The 16,389-nt window shown below is 71.4% G+C and carries 15 protein-coding genes; 7 read left to right on the plus strand and 8 right to left on the minus strand.

Going from position 1 to position 16,389, the window contains the following annotated elements:
- Positions 1-85: 85 nt before the first annotated feature.
- Genes KUF83_RS22230 through KUF83_RS22245 form a run of 4 tightly spaced genes read right to left on the minus strand, consistent with a single transcriptional unit; the run spans position 86 to position 4,980 of the window.
- Positions 86-1,270, minus strand: coding sequence for an XdhC/CoxI family protein (locus tag KUF83_RS22230; protein WP_217456536.1), 1,185 nt, complete (start codon positions 1,268-1,270; stop codon positions 86-88).
- Positions 1,263-3,395: a xanthine dehydrogenase family protein molybdopterin-binding subunit gene (locus tag KUF83_RS22235; protein ID WP_217456537.1), complete on the minus strand. Its 2,133-nt coding sequence runs from the start codon at positions 3,393-3,395 to the stop codon at positions 1,263-1,265. The genes KUF83_RS22230 and KUF83_RS22235 overlap by 8 nt, the downstream gene beginning before the upstream one ends.
- A complete protein-coding gene (locus tag KUF83_RS22240) occupies positions 3,392-4,384 on the minus strand; it encodes a xanthine dehydrogenase family protein subunit M (RefSeq protein WP_217456538.1) in 993 nt (330 codons plus the stop codon). Before KUF83_RS22240 ends, KUF83_RS22235 begins: the two co-directional genes overlap by 4 nt.
- Complete coding sequence (locus KUF83_RS22245) at positions 4,381-4,980, minus strand: 2Fe-2S iron-sulfur cluster-binding protein (RefSeq protein WP_217456539.1); 600 nt, start codon at positions 4,978-4,980, stop codon at positions 4,381-4,383. The genes KUF83_RS22240 and KUF83_RS22245 overlap by 4 nt, the downstream gene beginning before the upstream one ends.
- A gap of 342 nt (positions 4,981-5,322) precedes the next feature.
- Here KUF83_RS22245 and KUF83_RS22250 point away from each other — a divergent pair, with 342 nt between their 5' ends.
- A complete protein-coding gene (locus KUF83_RS22250) occupies positions 5,323-5,901 on the plus strand; it encodes a TetR/AcrR family transcriptional regulator (protein WP_217456540.1) in 579 nt (192 codons plus the stop codon).
- A gap of 129 nt (positions 5,902-6,030) precedes the next feature.
- Here KUF83_RS22250 and KUF83_RS22255 read toward each other — a convergent pair whose 3' ends face one another.
- The gene (locus KUF83_RS22255; RefSeq protein WP_217456541.1) at positions 6,031-6,453 is read right to left on the minus strand and encodes a secondary thiamine-phosphate synthase enzyme YjbQ; all 423 of its coding nucleotides are present in this window, start codon (positions 6,451-6,453) and stop codon (positions 6,031-6,033) included.
- A 340-nt stretch (positions 6,454-6,793) separates the two neighbouring features.
- Here KUF83_RS22255 and KUF83_RS43015 point away from each other — a divergent pair, with 340 nt between their 5' ends.
- From KUF83_RS43015 to KUF83_RS22275, 5 genes are all read left to right on the plus strand, one after another.
- Positions 6,794-6,877, plus strand: coding sequence for a putative leader peptide (locus KUF83_RS43015; RefSeq protein WP_351771982.1), 84 nt, complete (start codon positions 6,794-6,796; stop codon positions 6,875-6,877).
- 139 nt (positions 6,878-7,016) lie between these two features.
- Positions 7,017-7,904 carry an ABC transporter permease gene (locus KUF83_RS22260; protein ID WP_217456542.1) on the plus strand — a complete coding sequence of 296 codons (888 nt, stop codon included), beginning with the start codon at positions 7,017-7,019 and terminating at the stop codon, positions 7,902-7,904.
- Positions 7,877-8,680, plus strand: coding sequence for an ABC transporter ATP-binding protein (locus KUF83_RS22265; RefSeq protein WP_217456543.1), 804 nt, complete (start codon positions 7,877-7,879; stop codon positions 8,678-8,680). Before KUF83_RS22260 ends, KUF83_RS22265 begins: the two co-directional genes overlap by 28 nt.
- 170 nt (positions 8,681-8,850) lie before the next feature.
- On the plus strand, positions 8,851-9,882 hold the full coding sequence (locus KUF83_RS22270) for an ABC transporter substrate-binding protein (protein WP_217456544.1): 1,032 nt from the start codon (positions 8,851-8,853) through the stop codon (positions 9,880-9,882).
- Positions 9,883-9,947: 65 nt separating this feature from the next.
- On the plus strand, positions 9,948-11,069 hold the full coding sequence (locus tag KUF83_RS22275; protein ID WP_374106128.1) for an NAD(P)-binding domain-containing protein: 1,122 nt from the start codon (positions 9,948-9,950) through the stop codon (positions 11,067-11,069).
- A gap of 120 nt (positions 11,070-11,189) precedes the next feature.
- Here the strand turns inward: KUF83_RS22275 and mltG are convergent, their stop codons facing one another.
- Both mltG and KUF83_RS22285 read right to left on the minus strand, forming a co-directional pair.
- Positions 11,190-12,035, minus strand: a complete 846-nt coding sequence (mltG, locus tag KUF83_RS22280) for an endolytic transglycosylase MltG (protein WP_217456545.1) — start codon at positions 12,033-12,035, stop codon at positions 11,190-11,192.
- Positions 12,036-12,078: 43 nt separating this feature from the next.
- The gene (locus KUF83_RS22285) at positions 12,079-13,878 is read right to left on the minus strand and encodes an ABC transporter ATP-binding protein (RefSeq protein WP_217456546.1); all 1,800 of its coding nucleotides are present in this window, start codon (positions 13,876-13,878) and stop codon (positions 12,079-12,081) included.
- A 95-nt stretch (positions 13,879-13,973) separates the two neighbouring features.
- Between KUF83_RS22285 and KUF83_RS22290 the strand changes: the two genes are divergently transcribed.
- A complete protein-coding gene (locus KUF83_RS22290) occupies positions 13,974-14,522 on the plus strand; it encodes a MarR family transcriptional regulator (RefSeq protein WP_217456547.1) in 549 nt (182 codons plus the stop codon).
- Positions 14,523-14,826: 304 nt separating this feature from the next.
- On the opposite strand, the gene KUF83_RS22295 is transcribed toward KUF83_RS22290, so the two are convergent.
- Positions 14,827-16,320: a cation:dicarboxylate symporter family transporter gene (locus tag KUF83_RS22295; protein WP_308403092.1), complete on the minus strand. Its 1,494-nt coding sequence runs from the start codon at positions 16,318-16,320 to the stop codon at positions 14,827-14,829.
- Positions 16,321-16,389: the final 69 nt, after the last annotated feature.

Below are 16,389 nucleotides of genomic sequence, written 5' to 3' on the forward strand. Positions count from 1 at the left end.
CTGCGGCCTTCGTACGCCTCCCGGCGGCCCGTGTCATCGGACCACCTCTCCACTTCCGCACCTGCACCCTCGCCCTCCCGGCCCTTCAGGCGGCCTGCGCCGCCCGCGCCGGCGCGTCCCGCTGTCCCGTGTCGCGGTGGATCGGCATTCCCGAGTCCGTGAGCGGGACGCCCGTTCCACCGCGTCGCGCCGCGACGATCTCCGCCGCGATGGACAGGGCGGTCTCCTCGGGCGTACGGGCGCCGAGGTCGAGGCCGATCGGCGACCTGAGCCGGGCCAACTCGTCGTCACCGAGTCCGACTTCACGCAGGCGTCGGTCCCGGTCCTCGTGGGTGCGGCGCGACCCCATCGCCCCGACGAACGCGACCGGCATCCGCAGGGCCTCCTTCAGCAGGGGCACGTCGAACCTGGCGTCGTGGGTGAGGACGCACAGGACCGTGCGTGCGTCGGTCGCGGTGTGCCGCAGGTAGCGGTGCGGCCAGTCGACGACGAGGTCGTCGGCCTCGGGGAAGCGGGCCCGGGTGGCGAAGACGGGCCGGGCGTCGCACACCGTCACGTGGTAGCCGAGGAACTTGCCGGCCCGCACGAGCGCCGCGGCGAAGTCGATCGCGCCGAACACGATCATGCGGGGCGGCGGCACGCTCGACTCGACGAGCAGGGTCAGGCCGCCGGGGCAGCGGGACCCGTCCTCCGCGAGGTCGAGGGTGCCGGTGCGTCCGGCATCCAGCATCGCCCGTGCCTCGGCCGCCGCCGTCCGGTCCAGCGCTGTCCGGTCCAGCTCCGTCCGGTCCGGCCCCGGGCCGCTGCCGTACGACCCCTCGTACGAGCCGTCGGCGTGCACCAGCAGGGCCTTGCCCAGGAGTTCGGCCGGGCCCCGGACGACCCGGGCGAGGGCCGTCGGTTCGTTCCTGACGGCGGCCGACAGCGCCGACCGGATCACTCTGCGGGCGGGCGCCCGCGCGTCCACCGGCGTGACGAGGATGTCGATGACCCCGCCGCAGGTCAGACCCACCGCGAAGGCGTCCTCGTCGCTGTACCCGAACCGTTCGCGGACGGTCTCGCCGTCCTGGAGCGCCTGGACGCACAGGTCGTACACCGACGCTTCCACGCAGCCGCCGGAGACCGAGCCGATGACCGTGCCCGCACTGTCGACGGCGAGGGCGGCGCCGGGGCCGCGCGGCGCGCTGCCGTCGACGGCCACCACGGTGGCGACGGCGAAGTCCCGGCCCTCCTCGGCCCAGCGGCTCAGCTCGCCCGCGATGTCAAGCATGCGGGCCCGCCCCCAGGACGCGGTCGGGACGGATGGGCAGGCTGCGGTGGCGTACACCGGTCGCGTGCCAGACGGCGTTGGCGATCGCCGCGGCGGCCCCCACGATGCCGATCTCCCCGATGCCCTTGAACCCGACCGGGTCGTCCGGGTCCGGGTCGTCCACCCAGTCCGCCTCGACGAGCGGGACGTCGGCGTGCGTGGCGACGTGATAGCCCGCCAGGTCGGCGCCGTAGTGGGTGCCCGTGGCCCGGTCCCGCACCGCCTCCTCGTGCAGGGCCATGGAGATGCCCCAGATCATCCCGCCGGTCAACTGGCCGCGGGCCGTGAGCGGGTTGACGATCCGGCCGGCGGCGAAGATGCCGAGCATGCGCCGTACCCGCACCTCGCCGGTGGCCACGTCCACGGCGACCTCGGCGAACTGCGCCCCGAAGGAGTGCCGCTCCTTCTGCGCGAGGGCTCCGACGGCCTCGGTGGTGTCCGACCGCACCGTGATGCCCTCGGGCGGAATGCCGTCGCTCAGGACGAGCCGCTCCCGCAGCTCCTCGGCCGCGGCCGTGACCGCCCAGGCCCACGAGCGGGTGCCCATGGAGCCGCCGGCGATCATCGCCGGGCCGAAGTCGCTGTCGCCGATCCGCACGCGCACCCGGTCGGTCGGCACCTGGAGGGAGTCGGCGGCGACCAGGGTGAGCGCCGTCCGCGCACCGGTTCCGATGTCCGCGGCGTTGATCCGTACGGTGAAGGTGCCGTCGGCCTCCGCGGTCGCGGCGGCCGTGGAGGGGGCGGCTCCCGCGAAGAAGGATGCCGCCGCCGTCCCGGTGCCGAGCAGCCAGCGCCCGTCCCGGCGCAGCCCGGGCCGCGGGTCGCGGTCCGCCCAGCCGAACCTGCGGGCGCCCTCCCGGAAGCAGGCGGGCAGGTTGCGGGTGCTGAACGGCAGGCCGGACACCGGGCCCCGCTCCGGTTCGTTGCGGACGCGCAGCTCGATCGGGTCGATGCCGCACTTCTCGGCGAGCTCGTCGAGCGCCGACTCCAGCGCGAACGACCCGGGTGCCTCTCCGGGAGCCCGCATCCACGTCGGGGTGGGCACGTCGAGCCGTACGACCCGGTTGGCGGTGCGGTGGGCGGGGGCGTCGTACATCACCCGTGCCACACCGGCGCTCGACTCGACGAACTCGTGCACGGTCGAGGTGAGGCTCAGGGAGCTGTGCTCCAGCGCGCGCAGCCGTCCCCCGGCGTCGGCACCGAGCCTGATCCGCTGGGTCGTGGGGCTCCGGTAGCCGGCGATCGAGAACATCTGACGGCGTGTCATGACGACCCGGACGGGGCGCGACAGGACGGTCGCCGCCATCACGGCGGACACCTGGTGGGCGCGGACGCCCTTGCTGCCGAAGCCGCCGCCGACGTGTTCGGACCGCACCCGCACCGAGGCGGGGTCGAGGGAGAAGAGCTTCGCGAGCTCGTCCGCGACCCACATCGTGCCCTGGTTGGAGTCCACGACCTCGAGCCGGCCGCCGTCCCACAGGGCCGTCACCGCGTGGGGCTCCATCGCGTTGTGGTGCTCCTGCGGCGTGGTGTACTCGGCGTCCAGGACGACGGCGGACGCGGCGAGTTCGCCCTCCAGGTCCCCCTTCTCCGTCACCCCCGGTCCGCTCGGGCCGGTCACCGGCCGGGCGTCCGGGTCGTCGCCGGTGAAGTCGACGTCGTGCGGTTCCTCCTCGTAGCGCACCACCAGTGCCTCGGCGGCTTCCCTGGCCTGTTCGGAGGTCTCGGCCACGACCAGCGCCACCGGCCAGCCGGCGTGCGGCACTCGGTCGTTCTGGAAGACGGCGACGGTCGGGTCCGGCGGGACACCGAGCAGGCCGATGTAGTCGCTCGCGACCCGCGGGGCGTTCCCGTGGTGCAGGACGGTCAGGACGCCCGGCATGCCGAGGACCGGTGCGGTCTCCACCGCGAGGACGCGGCCCCTGGTGACCGTCGACAGCACCAGCCAGCCGTGGGCGAGTTCGGCGAAGGGGATCTCTCCCGCGTAGCGGGCGGCGCCGGTGACCTTGTCGCGGCCCTCGACCCGGGTGTGCGCGGTGCCGACGGCGTTCTTCGTGGCCGGGGTCCCGGTCGTGGTGGTGGTCATCGGGCGGCCTCCTCGGCGAGTTCGCTCAGCACGGCGACGACGAGGTTGCGCATCAGTGTCACCTTGTATCCGTTGTGCGGCAGCGGCCTGGCGGCCGCCAGTTCGGCGTCCGCGGCGGCGGCGAAGGCCTCGGCGTCGGCCGGCCCGCCGGTCAGGGCCCGTTCGGCCGTGCGGGCCCGCCACGGGCGGGACGCGACCGCTCCGAAGGCCAGGCGTACCTCCTGTACGGCGCCGTCCCGGACGTCGAGTGCGGCGGCGATCGAGCCGATCGCGAAGGCGTACGAGGCCCGCTCGCGCACCTTTCGGTAGCGGGAGCCGGCAGCCACCGGGGCGGGCGGCAGGGTGACGCCGGTGATCAGTGCTCCCGGCGGCAGGGCGGTCTCCAGGTGCGGGGTGTCACCCACCGGCAGGTAGAACTCGGAGAAGGGCAACCGGCCCGGCCCGTCCGCCGTTTCGTAGGAGACGACGGCGTCGAAGGCCGCCAGCGCCACCCCCAGGTCGGAGGGGTGGGTGGCCACACAGTGGTTGGAGGCGCCCAGGATCGCGTGGTTGTGGTGCTCGCCCTCCCTCGCGGGGCATCCGCTGCCGGGGACGCGCTTGTTGCACGGCTTGCTCACGTCGGTGAAGTAGCCGCAGCGGGTGCGCTGCAGGAGGTTGCCGCCGACGGTGGCCATGTTGCGCAGTTGCCCGGAGGCGCCGGCCAGCACCGCCTGGGTCAGGGCCGGGTAGCGTCGGCGCACGTCGGGGTGGGCCGCGAGGTCGCTGTTGGTGACGGTCGCTCCGATGCGCAGTCCGCCGTCCTCGGTCGACTCGATCCGGTCCAGCGGGAGTTCGCGTACGTCGACGAGCCGGCCGGGCCGCTCGACGCCGGTCTTCATCAGGTCGACGAGGTTGGTGCCGCCACCGAGGAACCGGGCGTCCAGGTCGGCGTCCAGCAGCGCGAGAGCGCCTGAGACGTCGACGGCGCGCTCGTATCCGAATTCCCTCATGCCACCGTCTCCTCGTGCTTCACGGTCTGTGTGTCCTGCGCGGCCCGGGCGGTCCGCTCGTCGGCCGCGGCCGCGCGGGCGACCGCCTGCACGATCGACACGTACGCGCCGCAGCGGCAGAGGTTGCCACTCATCCGCTCCCTGATCTCCTCGGCGGTCAGCGGTGGCGGCCCCGCTTCGGGGCGCATGTCGCCGGTGACGGCGCTCGGCCAGCCGGCCGCGTGTTCCTCGATCACCGCGACGGCCGAGCAGATCTGGCCGGGCGTGCAGTATCCGCACTGGTAGCCGTCGAGGTCGAGGAACGCCTGCTGTACGGGGTGCAGTTGCTCGCCCTGGGCGACACCCTCGATGGTGGTGATCTCCCGGCCCTCGGCCGCCACCGCCAGTTGCAGGCAGGCGACGGCCCGGCGTTTGTCGATCAGGACGGTACAGGCGCCGCACTGCCCCTGGTCGCAGCCCTTCTTGGTGCCGGTCAGGTCGAGGCGCTCACGCAGGGCGTCGAGCAGGGTGGTGCGGTGGTCGACGCTGAGCGTGTGCTTCTCCCCGTTGATGTTCAAGGTGATGTCGCTGTACGTCGACGAGGACTCTGGGGCCATGGTCAGCCTTCTTTCGCGGATCCGGACCACATCGCGAGGACGGTCCGGCTGGCGGGGAAACAAGAGACGCAGAGACGAAAGGCGCATGAGGAGGGGCGAATGAGAGAGGGAATCGGGAGACGGGCGGGAGGAGGAGACGACACCGCGTATGGCGAGGGCGGGCCGACAGCGGGCAGGATGCGGGGAGGGAAGGCCGGTGCCGACCGTCTCCCGCTGTCCGCGCCGGCCGCCCATCGCTAAGGTGACCCTAACCGGACAGCTGTCCGCTCACCGGAAAACCGTAGTGGACACTTGTCCGCTCAGCAAGGACGGGATTCGGCCACGAACCCGCGAGGAGGACGAGTGCGGCAGAAGAAGGACGCACCCCTGCGCTCGGACGCGCAGCGCAACCGCGAGCGCATCCTGGAAGTGGCCCTGGCCGAGCTGACGCTCGCCGCGGACGCCCCTCTCAGCATGATCGCCAAGAAGGCGTGCGTCGGGCAGGGCACGTTCTACCGCAACTTCCCCAACCGCGAGGCCCTCGTCCTGGAGATCTACCGTCACGAGATGCAGCAGGTCGCCGAGGCCGCGACCGAGCTGCTCGGACACCATGAGCCCGACCGGGCCCTGCGGCACTGGATGGACCACCTCGCCCGGTTCGCCATGACCAAGGCGGGTCTGGCGGACGCGATCCGGCTGGCCACCAGCGCACCGGGCAGCCCCGCGAAACCGGGGCACACCCCGGTGACGTCCGCGGCCGAACTCCTGCTCCGCGCCGGGGAAGCGGCCGGCACCATCCGGCCCGGAGTGACGGCGGACGACTTCCTCCTTGCCATCGCGGGGCTCTGGCAGCTCGATCCCCACGGGGACTGGCAGCCGCGCGCCGCCCGCCTCCTGGACCTCGTCATGGACGGGCTGCGCGCGGGCACGTCCGGGAGGTGAGCCCGGGCGCCGGCGGGGGCCGCACAGGCTCCGGCGCCCGGCATGACCGGCCGGCGGCCACGAGGGGCGAGCCGGGCCCGTCACGGTGACCGGCAAACGGGTTCCCGCTCCGGCGCCCCGCCGGAGCGCCTAGCCGAGGAAGCTCAGCCGCACCTGCCGGTTCGGATTGTCCCGGTTGGTGTCGACCAGGCAGACCGACTGCCACGTCCCCAGTTCCAGACGGCCTTCGACCACCGGCAGGGTGGCGTGCGGAGGCACGATCGCCGGCAGGACATGGTCGCGGCCGTGACCCGGACTCCCATGACGATGCTGCCAGCGGTCGTCCGCCGGGAGGAGCGTGTGGAGAGCGGCGAGCAGGTCCTCGTCGCTGCCCGCACCGGTTTCGAGGATCGCCACGCCGGCCGTCGCGTGGGGCACGAAGACATTGAGCAGGCCGTCGCGGTCACGGGCTGCCTCGCGAAGGAACGCTTCGCACTCATGGGTGAGGTCGACGACCGCTTCCCCGGAACCGGAGGCGACGTTCAGGACACGGGTGGTGAAGGAATCGGACATGAACCCATCCTCACCCGTCCACCGGTTTCCACACCGCCCCGGCCGCGCGCCGAACCGCCGGCTCGCTCACCGCTCCGGCCTTCTCTCCGCCCCGGCCCGGCCACCCCACAGGCTTCTTCGCCTTCCCCGATGCCGCTCCGCTCCCTCACCGAACCGCTCCAAACTGCCGACGCGAGCCACCACGCACGGCCTCACGCCGGTCCGCCGCTCTCCCGCCCCACCACCGGGTGCGCCCCCACAGCCGTACGCTCCTCGGCCCACACCGCCGCCGCGCGAGACGCGGGTCCACTCCGCGAGACGGCATTGACCGTACGCGGTCCCGCTGGCTACTTTCAGCCGCATGTTGCGTTCAGCTCTGCTCACCACGCGCGGTCACATCGACCTGCTGCGGGTGGCCTCCGCCGCGTGTCACACCGGCAGCTGACGACTCCTCACCCGCTTTCCCCCTCCCGCGTCACAGCTCCCTGCTTCCGCACGTCCGCCTGACGTGAACCGGAAGCCGGGCCGCTGAAGCACGCGCTCCTCACGCGCCTCGTCCCGTCGCTCTCAGCCGTGGAGCCCTCATGAGCATCAGCCACGCCCCACCCGATTCACTCGATGAGGATATTTCTCCTATATCAGGGTCTGTTCCCCTCGACCGCACACCGCCCGAGCTCGAACCCATCGTCCCCGCCTCGACCCGCCGCACCCGGGTCCCCCGCTGGCTGCGCCGCACCTCCGGTCCCGTCCTGCTCCTCGCCCTGTGGCAAGTCCTCAGCAGCACAGGCGCGTTGACCGCGGACGTCCTGGCCTCGCCCGGCACCATCGCACGGGTCGCCGGCGATCTGATCTCCGACGGGTCGCTGCCCAACGCCATGGGCGTCTCGCTGCAGCGCGTCGCCGTGGGCCTGCTGTTCGGCACGGTCGTCGGCACCGGACTCGCCCTGGTCTCGGGCCTGTTCCGGGTCGGCGAGGACCTGGTCGACGCGAGTGTCCAGATGCTGCGGACCGTGCCGTTCGTCGGCCTGATCCCGCTGTTCATCATCTGGTTCGGCATCGGCGAGGCCCCGAAGGTCGCGATCATCACGCTGGGCGTCTCCTTCCCGCTCTACCTCAACGTGTACGCGGGCATCCGCGGTGTCGACTCCCAGCTGATCGAGGCCGGTGAGTCCCTCGGGCTGTCCCGCTGGGGGCTCGTACGGCATGTCGTCCTGCCGGGCGCCCTCCCCAGCGCCATGACCGGTCTGCGCTACTCGCTGGGCATCGCCTGGCTCGCCCTGGTCTTCGCCGAGCAGATCAACGCCGACGCCGGAATCGGATTCCTGATGGTCCAGGCGCGGGACTTCCTGCGCACCGACGTCATCGTGGTCTGCCTGGTCGTCTACGCCTTCCTCGGCCTGCTGGCCGACTTCATCGTCCGCTCTCTCGAAAGGCTGTTGCTGCAATGGCGACCGACATTCACCGGACGGTGAGCCCGCGGACGGCGCCCGTCGGCTCCGACCAGGCCGCGACGAGCACCCAGAAGCACGGGGTGGCGCCCGCCTCGGCGGTACGGGTCCAAGGCCTGACCCGGGCCTTCGACGGCCGAGCGGTCATCGACGACCTCCAACTCGACGTCCGACCCGGCGAGTTCGTGGCGCTCCTGGGCCGTAGTGGCTGTGGCAAGTCCACGCTCCTGCGCATCCTCGCCGGCCTCGACCGCGACATCGAGGGCACCGTGCTCGTCCCGCGCCGCAAGGCCGTCGCCTTTCAGTCACCCCGGCTGATGCCCTGGAAGAAGGTGTGGCGCAACGTCCTGCTCGGACTGCCCGGCAAGCCCGAACGCGCCGTCGCGGAGCAGGCCTTGACCGAGGTCGGTCTCACCCACCGCTCCGACGCCTGGCCCAAGACGCTCTCCGGCGGTGAGGCCCAACGTGCCTCGCTGGCCCGCGCGTTGGTGCGCGAACCCGATCTCCTGCTGCTCGACGAGCCGTTCGGCGCACTGGACGCACTGACCCGCATCAAGGCACAGCGGCTCGTCGGCGAACTGTGGCAGCGCCGCGGCTGCGCCGTGCTCCTGGTCACGCACGACGTGGAGGAGGCGGTCCTGCTCGCCGACCGCGTCCTCGTGATGGACGAGGGCGTCATCGCGTACGAGACCACGGTCGCGCTGGACCGCCCGCGCGACATCACCGACCCACGGTTCGCGGAGCTCCGCGCCGAACTACTGGAACGCCTGGGCGTCGACACAGCCGCCGAGGCCGCCTGAACCAGCCCGGCGCCCGCGCCCTGACACCCCGAACTCCTTCTCGGCGGTACCCGGTTGCCGCTCGGCCCCCGGCCGTACTGCCCGCACTACCCATCCGCACCGGTGCACCGCTGCACCAGTGCTTCCATCAAATCCCCAGCCCCGCCCCGCACCGATCGAACGGAATCGCCATGCGACGACAACTCGTCCCCGCCGCGCTGCTTCTCCCGCTGGCCCTGCTGGCCGCCGCCTGCGGCGGCAACTCGTCGGCCGCCACCTCGACGGGCGGCAGGACCGACGGCAAGGGCTCGGTGACACTCGACGTCGGCGACCAGAAGGGAGGTTCGGAGGCGGTGCTGCGGGCCGCCGGAGAACTCAAGAACCTCGACTACAAGATCAAATGGTCGACGTTCACGTCCGGCCCACCGCTCCTGGAGGCCGTCAACGCCAAGGCCGTCGACATCGGCGGCGTCGGCAACACCCCTCCGATCTTCGCGGCGGGCGCCGACTCCAGGATCAGCATCGTGGCGGGCTACCGCGGCAGGGCCAAGGGCGACACCATCCTCGTACCCAAGGACTCGAAGCTGAAGAAGACCGCGGACCTGAAGGGCAGGTCAGTGGCCGTGGCGCAGGGTTCGTCCGCGCACTACCAACTGGTCGCCTCGCTCAAGAAGGCCGGGCTGAAGCTCAGCGACGTCGAGGTGAAGTACCTGCAGCCCGCCGACGCACTGGCCGCGTTCACCGCCGGCAAGGTCGACGCCTGGGCGGTCTGGGACCCCTACACGTCCCAGGTCCTGGAAGGCGAGCGGGGCCGTGTCCTGACGGACGGCGACGACGTGACCAACGGCCTCACCTTCCAGGTGGCTGCGCCCGGAGCGCTCCAGGACAAGAAGAAGGTCGCGGCCATCGGCGACTACCTGGAACGGCTGCGGCGCGCGCAGGACTGGGTCTACGAGCACCCCAAGGAGTGGGCCGAGGTCTGGGCGAAGGACACCGGGCTGCCCTACGAGGTGGCACTGGCCTCGGTGAAGCGGACCAACGCGACCCGCATTCCGGTCGCCCTCGACAAACCGCTCATCGCCTCCGAGCAGGAGATCGCGGACACGTTCACCGGCCTGAAGCTCATCCCGCGCAAGGTCGACTTCGGTGACTTCGTGGACACCCGCTTCAACGGAGACCTGCCGCCGTCCACGACCGCGCCCCGCCCCTCCAGGGAGTCGTGACGCCCTGACCACGCGCCCGCGCCGGTCCCGGGAAGATCCTTGCCATCGGCGGGGTTGGTAGAAGCGTGAACGAGACCGGAGCGCAGGTGCGGGCAGTGCGGGACGTCGATGTCGTCGTGATCGGCGCCGGGCAGGCCGGACTGTCCAGCGCCTACCACCTGCGGCGCACCGGCTTCGAACCGGAGCGGGACTTCGTGGTCCTCGACCACGCGCCGCGGGCGGGAGGCGCCTGGCAGTTCCGGTGGCCGTCCCTCACGTACGGCAAGGTGCACGGCATGCACGCGCTGCCGGGCAGGGAGCTGACGGACGCGGATCCGGACCGGCCGTCCTCCGAGGTCATCGCCGAGTACTTCGACGCCTACGAGCGCGAGTTCGGCCTGCGGGTGCGGCGGCCGGTCGACGTGAAGGCGGTACGCGAGGGCGACGGTGGCCGACTGCTCGTCGAGACGTCGGACGGTACGTGGTCGACGAGGGCGCTGATCAACGCGACGGGCACCTGGGACCGGCCGTTCTGGCCCCGCTATCCCGGTCAGGAGACCTTCCGGGGGCGGCAGCTGCACACCGCCCAGTACCCCGGTCCGCGGGATTTCGCCGGGCAGCGCGTGATCGTGGTGGGCGGGGGCGCGTCCGGTACGCAGCATCTCCTGGAGATGGCGCCTTACGCGGCCGCCACCACCTGGGTGACCCGGCGGCCGCCGGTCTTCCGGGAGGGGCCCTTCACCGAGGACGTGGGCCGGGAGGCGGTCGCGCTCGTGGAGGAGAGGGTGCGCCAGGGGCTGCCGCCGAAGAGCGTGGTGTCGGTGACGGGGCTGCCGCTCAACGACGCGGTGCGGCAGGGCATCGCGGACGGAGTCCTGGACCGGCTGCCGATGTTCGACCGGATCACTCCTGACGGCGTGGAGTGGGACGACGGGCGCCGGGTGACGGCGGACGTCATCCTGTGGGCGACCGGTTTCCGTGCGGCGGTCGACCATCTGGTGCCGCTGCGGCTGCGCGAGCCCGGCGGGGGCATCCGCGTCGAAGGAACCCGGGCGGTCGCCGATCCGCGGATCCACCTGGTCGGGTACGGGCCGTCGGCCAGCACCATCGGCGCAAACCGCGCCGGTCGGGCGGCCGTACGGGACATCCGGCGGCTGCTGGCGGACGCACCGAGGAGCGCGCCTGTCGCCGTGGAGGCCGGCGGCTGAACCGGGGAGGCGGGGCCGGCCGCAGCGAAGTGGCAGAGCCGCGTACCGCCACTCCCCCGCGCCCCCGAAGGGGCGCGGTCCCCCGCGTGAGCACGTACCACGCCGTGGCCGCGGCCCGGCTCAGCCCTTCGAGGCCGGGGCGCTCCTGCTGACGCGGTTGAACTCGGCGACGTTCCTCTTGTGCTCCTCGTAGTCGGCGGTGAAGCGGGTGTCGCCCGGCTTGACGGTGACGAAGTACAGCCAGTTGCCCTGCGTCGGCGCGACCGCGGCCCGCATGGCTTCCTCCCCCGGGTTCGCGATCGGTGTGGGCGGCAGCCCCATCCGCGTGTACGTGTTGTAGGGGCTTTCGAGCTGCGTGTCGTTCTGACTGGTGCGGAGCGTGCTGCGGTTCAGCGCGTAGTTGATGGTGGAGTCCATCTGCAGGGGCATGCCCCGGTCGAGCCGGTTGTAGATCACCCGGGCCACCTTGCCCATGTCCGCCTTGGTGGCCGCCTCCGCCTGGACGATGCTCGCGACGGTGACGGTCTGGTAGACGTTCATCGCGTTGCGCTCGGCTCCGGCCGTGACCGTCCCGCCACCGAACTTCTTGTTGGCCGTGTCGACCATGTACGAGAGCAGGGACGTGGGGGTCGACGTCTTGTCGATCGGATAGGTGGCCGGGAAGAGATACCCCTCGGGGTTGCCGCTCGCATCGTTCGGCAGCTTGAGGTTCGCCTTGTCCAGGGACTTCTTGGCGGTGCCCGCGGGCAGGGCGAGGACCTTGTCCATGGCCTCGTAGACCTGGCCGGAGCGCCATCCCTCGGGGATCACCAGGGCCTGGGGTTCCTTCTTGTCGTCCGTGCTCAGCAGCGGCACCGCGACCGCCGCGGCCGCCACGACGGCGCCGGAGGCGATGAGGGCGGTCCGGCCCCGGCGCGTCAGCCGGATCGTTCTCCGTGGCGGAGTGGGGGGAGTGTAGGTCTGCATGCGGGCACGGTAACCCGCATAACGTCATAAACTCGACATATCTTCATGTTGTTGGCTCCAGTTGGGCGTCCCTGCGGACCAGGGCGGCGTAGTGGCCCTGACGCTCCAACAGTTCCTCGTGCGTGCCCCGTTCGGCCATGCGGCCGCCGTCGAGGACCACGATCTGGTCGGCGCCCCTAATGGTGGACAGCCTGTGCGCGACGGTGAGCGTCGTCCGGTTGGCCGACAGGGCGTCGACGGCCTCCTGGACGGCACGCTCGGTGCGCGTGTCCAGGGCGCTGGTCGCCTCGTCGAGGATGAGGACCGGAGGGTCCCGCAGGATGGTGCGGGCGATGGCCAGGCGCTGCTTCTCACCGCCGGAGAACCGGTGCCCCCGCTCACCGACCACGGTGTCGTACCCGTCGGGCAGGGACGCGATGTGGTCGTGGATCTGGGCGGCCTTCGCCGCCGCGTGCAGCTCCTCGTCGGTGGCGTCCGGCTTGGCGAAGCGCAGGTTGTCGGCCACCGTGGCGTGGAAGAGGTACGTCTCCTGGGAGACGACGCCGATCGCCCGGGCGAGGGTGTCGAAGTCCAGGTCGCGCACGTCCACCCCGTCGAGGGTGACCCGGCCGCCCGTGACGTCGTACAGGCGCGGCACCAGATGACTGAGCGTGGACTTGCCGGCGCCGGTCCGGCCGACGACGGCGAGGCTGCCGCCCGCGGGCACCGTGATGTCGATGCCGTCGAGTATCGGGCCGCTCTGGTCGTCGTAGCGGAACTCGACGCCCTCGAAGCGCACTTCGCCCTTGACCCGGTCGAGGTGGACCGGCCGCTCGGGCTCGGTGATGTCGATGGGCAGGTCCAGGTACTCGAAGATGCGCTGGAAGAGGGCCAGCGAGGCCTGGATCTGGACGCCGGTCGACAGCAGGCTGACGGCGGGACGGAACAGCCCCTGCTGGAGCGACACGAAGGCGACCAGGGTACCGATGGAGACCGAGGGGCCGCCGAACTGGAGGGCCATGCCCGCCGCCCAGTAGATGACAGCCGGCATGGCGGCCATGACGATGCCGATGACGGCCATCCGCCAGCGCCCCGCCATGTTCGACCGGACCTCGAGGTCGACGAGGCCCTCGGACTCCTCCGCGAAGGAGCGGGTGAGCGAGTCGGAGCGGCCCATCGTCCGGCCGAGGAGGATGCCGCTCACGGAGAGCGACTCCGTGACGGTGGCGGCCATGACCGCCATCTGCTTCTGGCGCTCGGTGGTGATCTTCTTGCGTTCGTTGCCGACGCGGCGGCTGATCCACACGAACACCGGCAGCAGGAGCAGGGAGACGACGGTCAGCCGCCAGTCGAGGGCGATCATCGCGATGATCGTGGCGACGACGCCGGTGAGGTTGGAGACCAGCGAGGTGGCCGTCGAGGTGACCGTCGCCTGCATTCCCCCGATGTCGTTCGCGATGCGCGACTGGACCTCGCCGGTGCGTGTCCTGGTGAAGAAGGCCAGCGACATACGCTGAAGCCGGTCGTAGACGGCGGTGCGCAGATCGTGCATGACGCGCTGGCCGACCGTCGTGGAGATCAGGGTCTGCAGGACCCCGAAGACACCACCGAGGACGGCACTGAGGATCATGCCCAGCGCGAGCAGGCTCAGCAGACCGGTGCGGCCCTGCGGGATCGCGGTGTCGAGGATCTCCTTCAGCAGGAAGGGCGTGGCGACCGAGACGAGGGACGCGGCCCCGACGAGCAGACCGACCACGGCCAGTCGCCCACGGTAGGGACGGAAGAGTGTGAGGATGCGGCGCACCTGCCGGGGCTGTCCGGCCTCGACGGGTGGCGGCGTCCAGATGATGTCGTCGCGGGGCATGGGCTCCTACGGGGTGTGAGAGAACGAGGACTGACAGACCATAGCTCATTGTTACCTATACTCACAATGAACGAGGTCCTGATATTGTTCCCGTCATGGACACACCCGACGCCGACGGACTGCTCGCCGAGCAGTTGCTGCGGTTGACCCGCCGCGTGCACCGCATCCAGAAGCGTCATCTGGAGAAGCGCGGCATCGGTATCACTCCGGCACAGTCCCGGCTGCTGCGCACCCTGGCCCACTACGGTTCGCCGCCGCGCATGACCGACCTGGCCGCACGGCTGGAGGTGGTGCCCCGGGCCGTGACCACGCTGGTCGACGGTCTGGAGGCGAGCGGCACGGTGCGCCGGGTTCCCGACCCCACCAACCGGCGGGTCATCCGCATCGAGCTGACGGACGCCGGACGACTGACCCTGCGGGAACTGCGCGGTGCGCGCCGGGCGGCCGCGGAGGACATCCTGGCGCCTCTCACGGACGAGCAGCGGACGGTGCTCGGCGGCCTGCTGGACACACTGGTCGACGGAATGGGCGCGGCGATGGGTGCGGCAGACACGGTCCCTGACGGGACGGGCTCAGCGGCGAACGGTACGGATACGGCCGTCGGCGGGTCGGACACGGCACAGGAGCCGAAGCTCGACTGCTGACCGGTGCCGTGCCACCGACCAGACCCGGGGCAAGGGGCGGCAGCGGCAGGGTACGCCCAACGCGTCGGGGCTCTCCGCGTCGAGGCCGCTCGGTGGCCTTGCCCCGCCGGATTCACGCGCGTTCGCGAGAGCCGCCGAAGCGGGCTGGGACCCGGCCGCGGCGGGGGCGGTGGGGACCGCGCGCCGGCCCGCCGCGGCGACGTCCGCGAGGGGGAAGCCGCACCACCTCGGCCTCCGCGCGCTGACCTGCGAGCGGGGCGAGTGCGTGGGCCCGACGCCGAGCGGGCGCGTCGGGCCCTGTCTCTCAACCAGCCTCGTCGGCGGTCTCCTTGACCATCGGCGCCTTGCCGGCCGACGCCGTGACGTCTGCGGCCCCCTCGGTCTGTTCGGCACGTTCGGTCTGTTCGGCACGTTCGGTCCGTTCGGCCCGGTGCGTCTGCGCGGGCACCTCCGCGTCGGGCGCCGCTCCCTCTACCGGTGCGCTCTCGATGTCCTCCTCCACGAACGCGATCTCGCCGTCGAGCATCTTCCGCGCCCGTTCCGTGTCGAGGGCGCCTTCCCAGCGGGAGACCGCGAAGACGGCGACGCAGTTGCCGAGCAGGTTGGTGACGACACGCATCGAGTCCATGATGCGGTCCACGCCGAGGAGCAGCGCGACGGCACCGGCGGGAACGACCCCGAGGGCGGACGCGGTCGCCGAGAGCGCGAGGAACGCCGAACCCGGCACGCCCGCCATGCCCTTGCTGGTCAGCATGAGCACGAGAATCACGGTGATCTGCTGGCCGATGCTCAGATCCACGCCCACGGCCTGCGCGATGAACAGCGTGCCGACGGAGAGGTAGATCGAGGCGCCGTCGAGGTTGAAGGAGTACCCGGTCGGAAGCACCAGGCCCACGGCGTCGTCACGGGCTCCGGCCTGACGCAGTTTCTGCATCATGCGGGGCATGACCGTCTCGCTGGACGCGGTGCCCAGCGCGAGCAGCAGTTCCTCGCGGGTGTAGCGGACGAACTTCCACAGGCTCAGCCCGGTGACCAGTTTCAGGGCGACCCCGAGCAGCACCAGGAAGAAGGCCGCGACCGCGTAGCAGAGGGCGATGAGCTTGCCGTACGTCTCGATGACTCCGAGGCCGTACTCGCCCACCAGGTGCACCATGGCGCCGAACACCGCGAGAGGCGCGAGCCTCATGACGAAGCCGACGATCGCGAAGATCACCTCCTGCGCCTGTTCGAGGGCGGGCAGGATCGCGGGCACCTTGGTGTGGCCGAGGTGCAGCAGTGCGGCGCCCACGAGACACGCCAGGACGAGTACCTGCAGCAGGGAGTTCTCGGCGAAGGCGCCGACCGCGCTCTGCGGCAGGGCCTCCAGGACGAACTCACCGGTCGAGGGCAGTGAACCGCCGGCGGTCTTGCCCTCGACCGCCGAGGCGTCGAGCTTCGAGGGGTCTACGTTCATGCCGGACCCGGGGCTGAAGACGTTGGCCGCGACCAGACCGATGACCAACGCGGCCGTGGAGGCAACCTCGAACCAGATCAGCGCCTTCAGCCCGATCCGCCCGAACGCCTTCAGGTTGCCGGCCTTGGCGATGCCGACGACGACCACGCAGAACACGAGCGGCGCGATCACGGTCTTGATGAGGCGCACGAAACCGTCGCCGAGCGGCTGGAAGGTCGTGGCCGTGTCAGGCCACAACCTTCCGACGACGATTCCGAGCACGAGCGCGCAGGCGACCTGCGCGAACAGTGAGGTGCGCAGCATGTGTGCGGCGCGTCGCGGCAGGGACGGTACGGGCGGCGGCACGGGCACTCCTCCGAGAGACTTCTGTGATGCGGAAAGTTGCTTCCGCGGTGATCACTATCGGGGGAGTTT

The sequence above is a fragment of the Streptomyces sp. BV286 genome, assembly GCF_019090165.1.
Classification (GTDB): Bacteria; Actinomycetota; Actinomycetes; order Streptomycetales; family Streptomycetaceae; genus Streptomyces.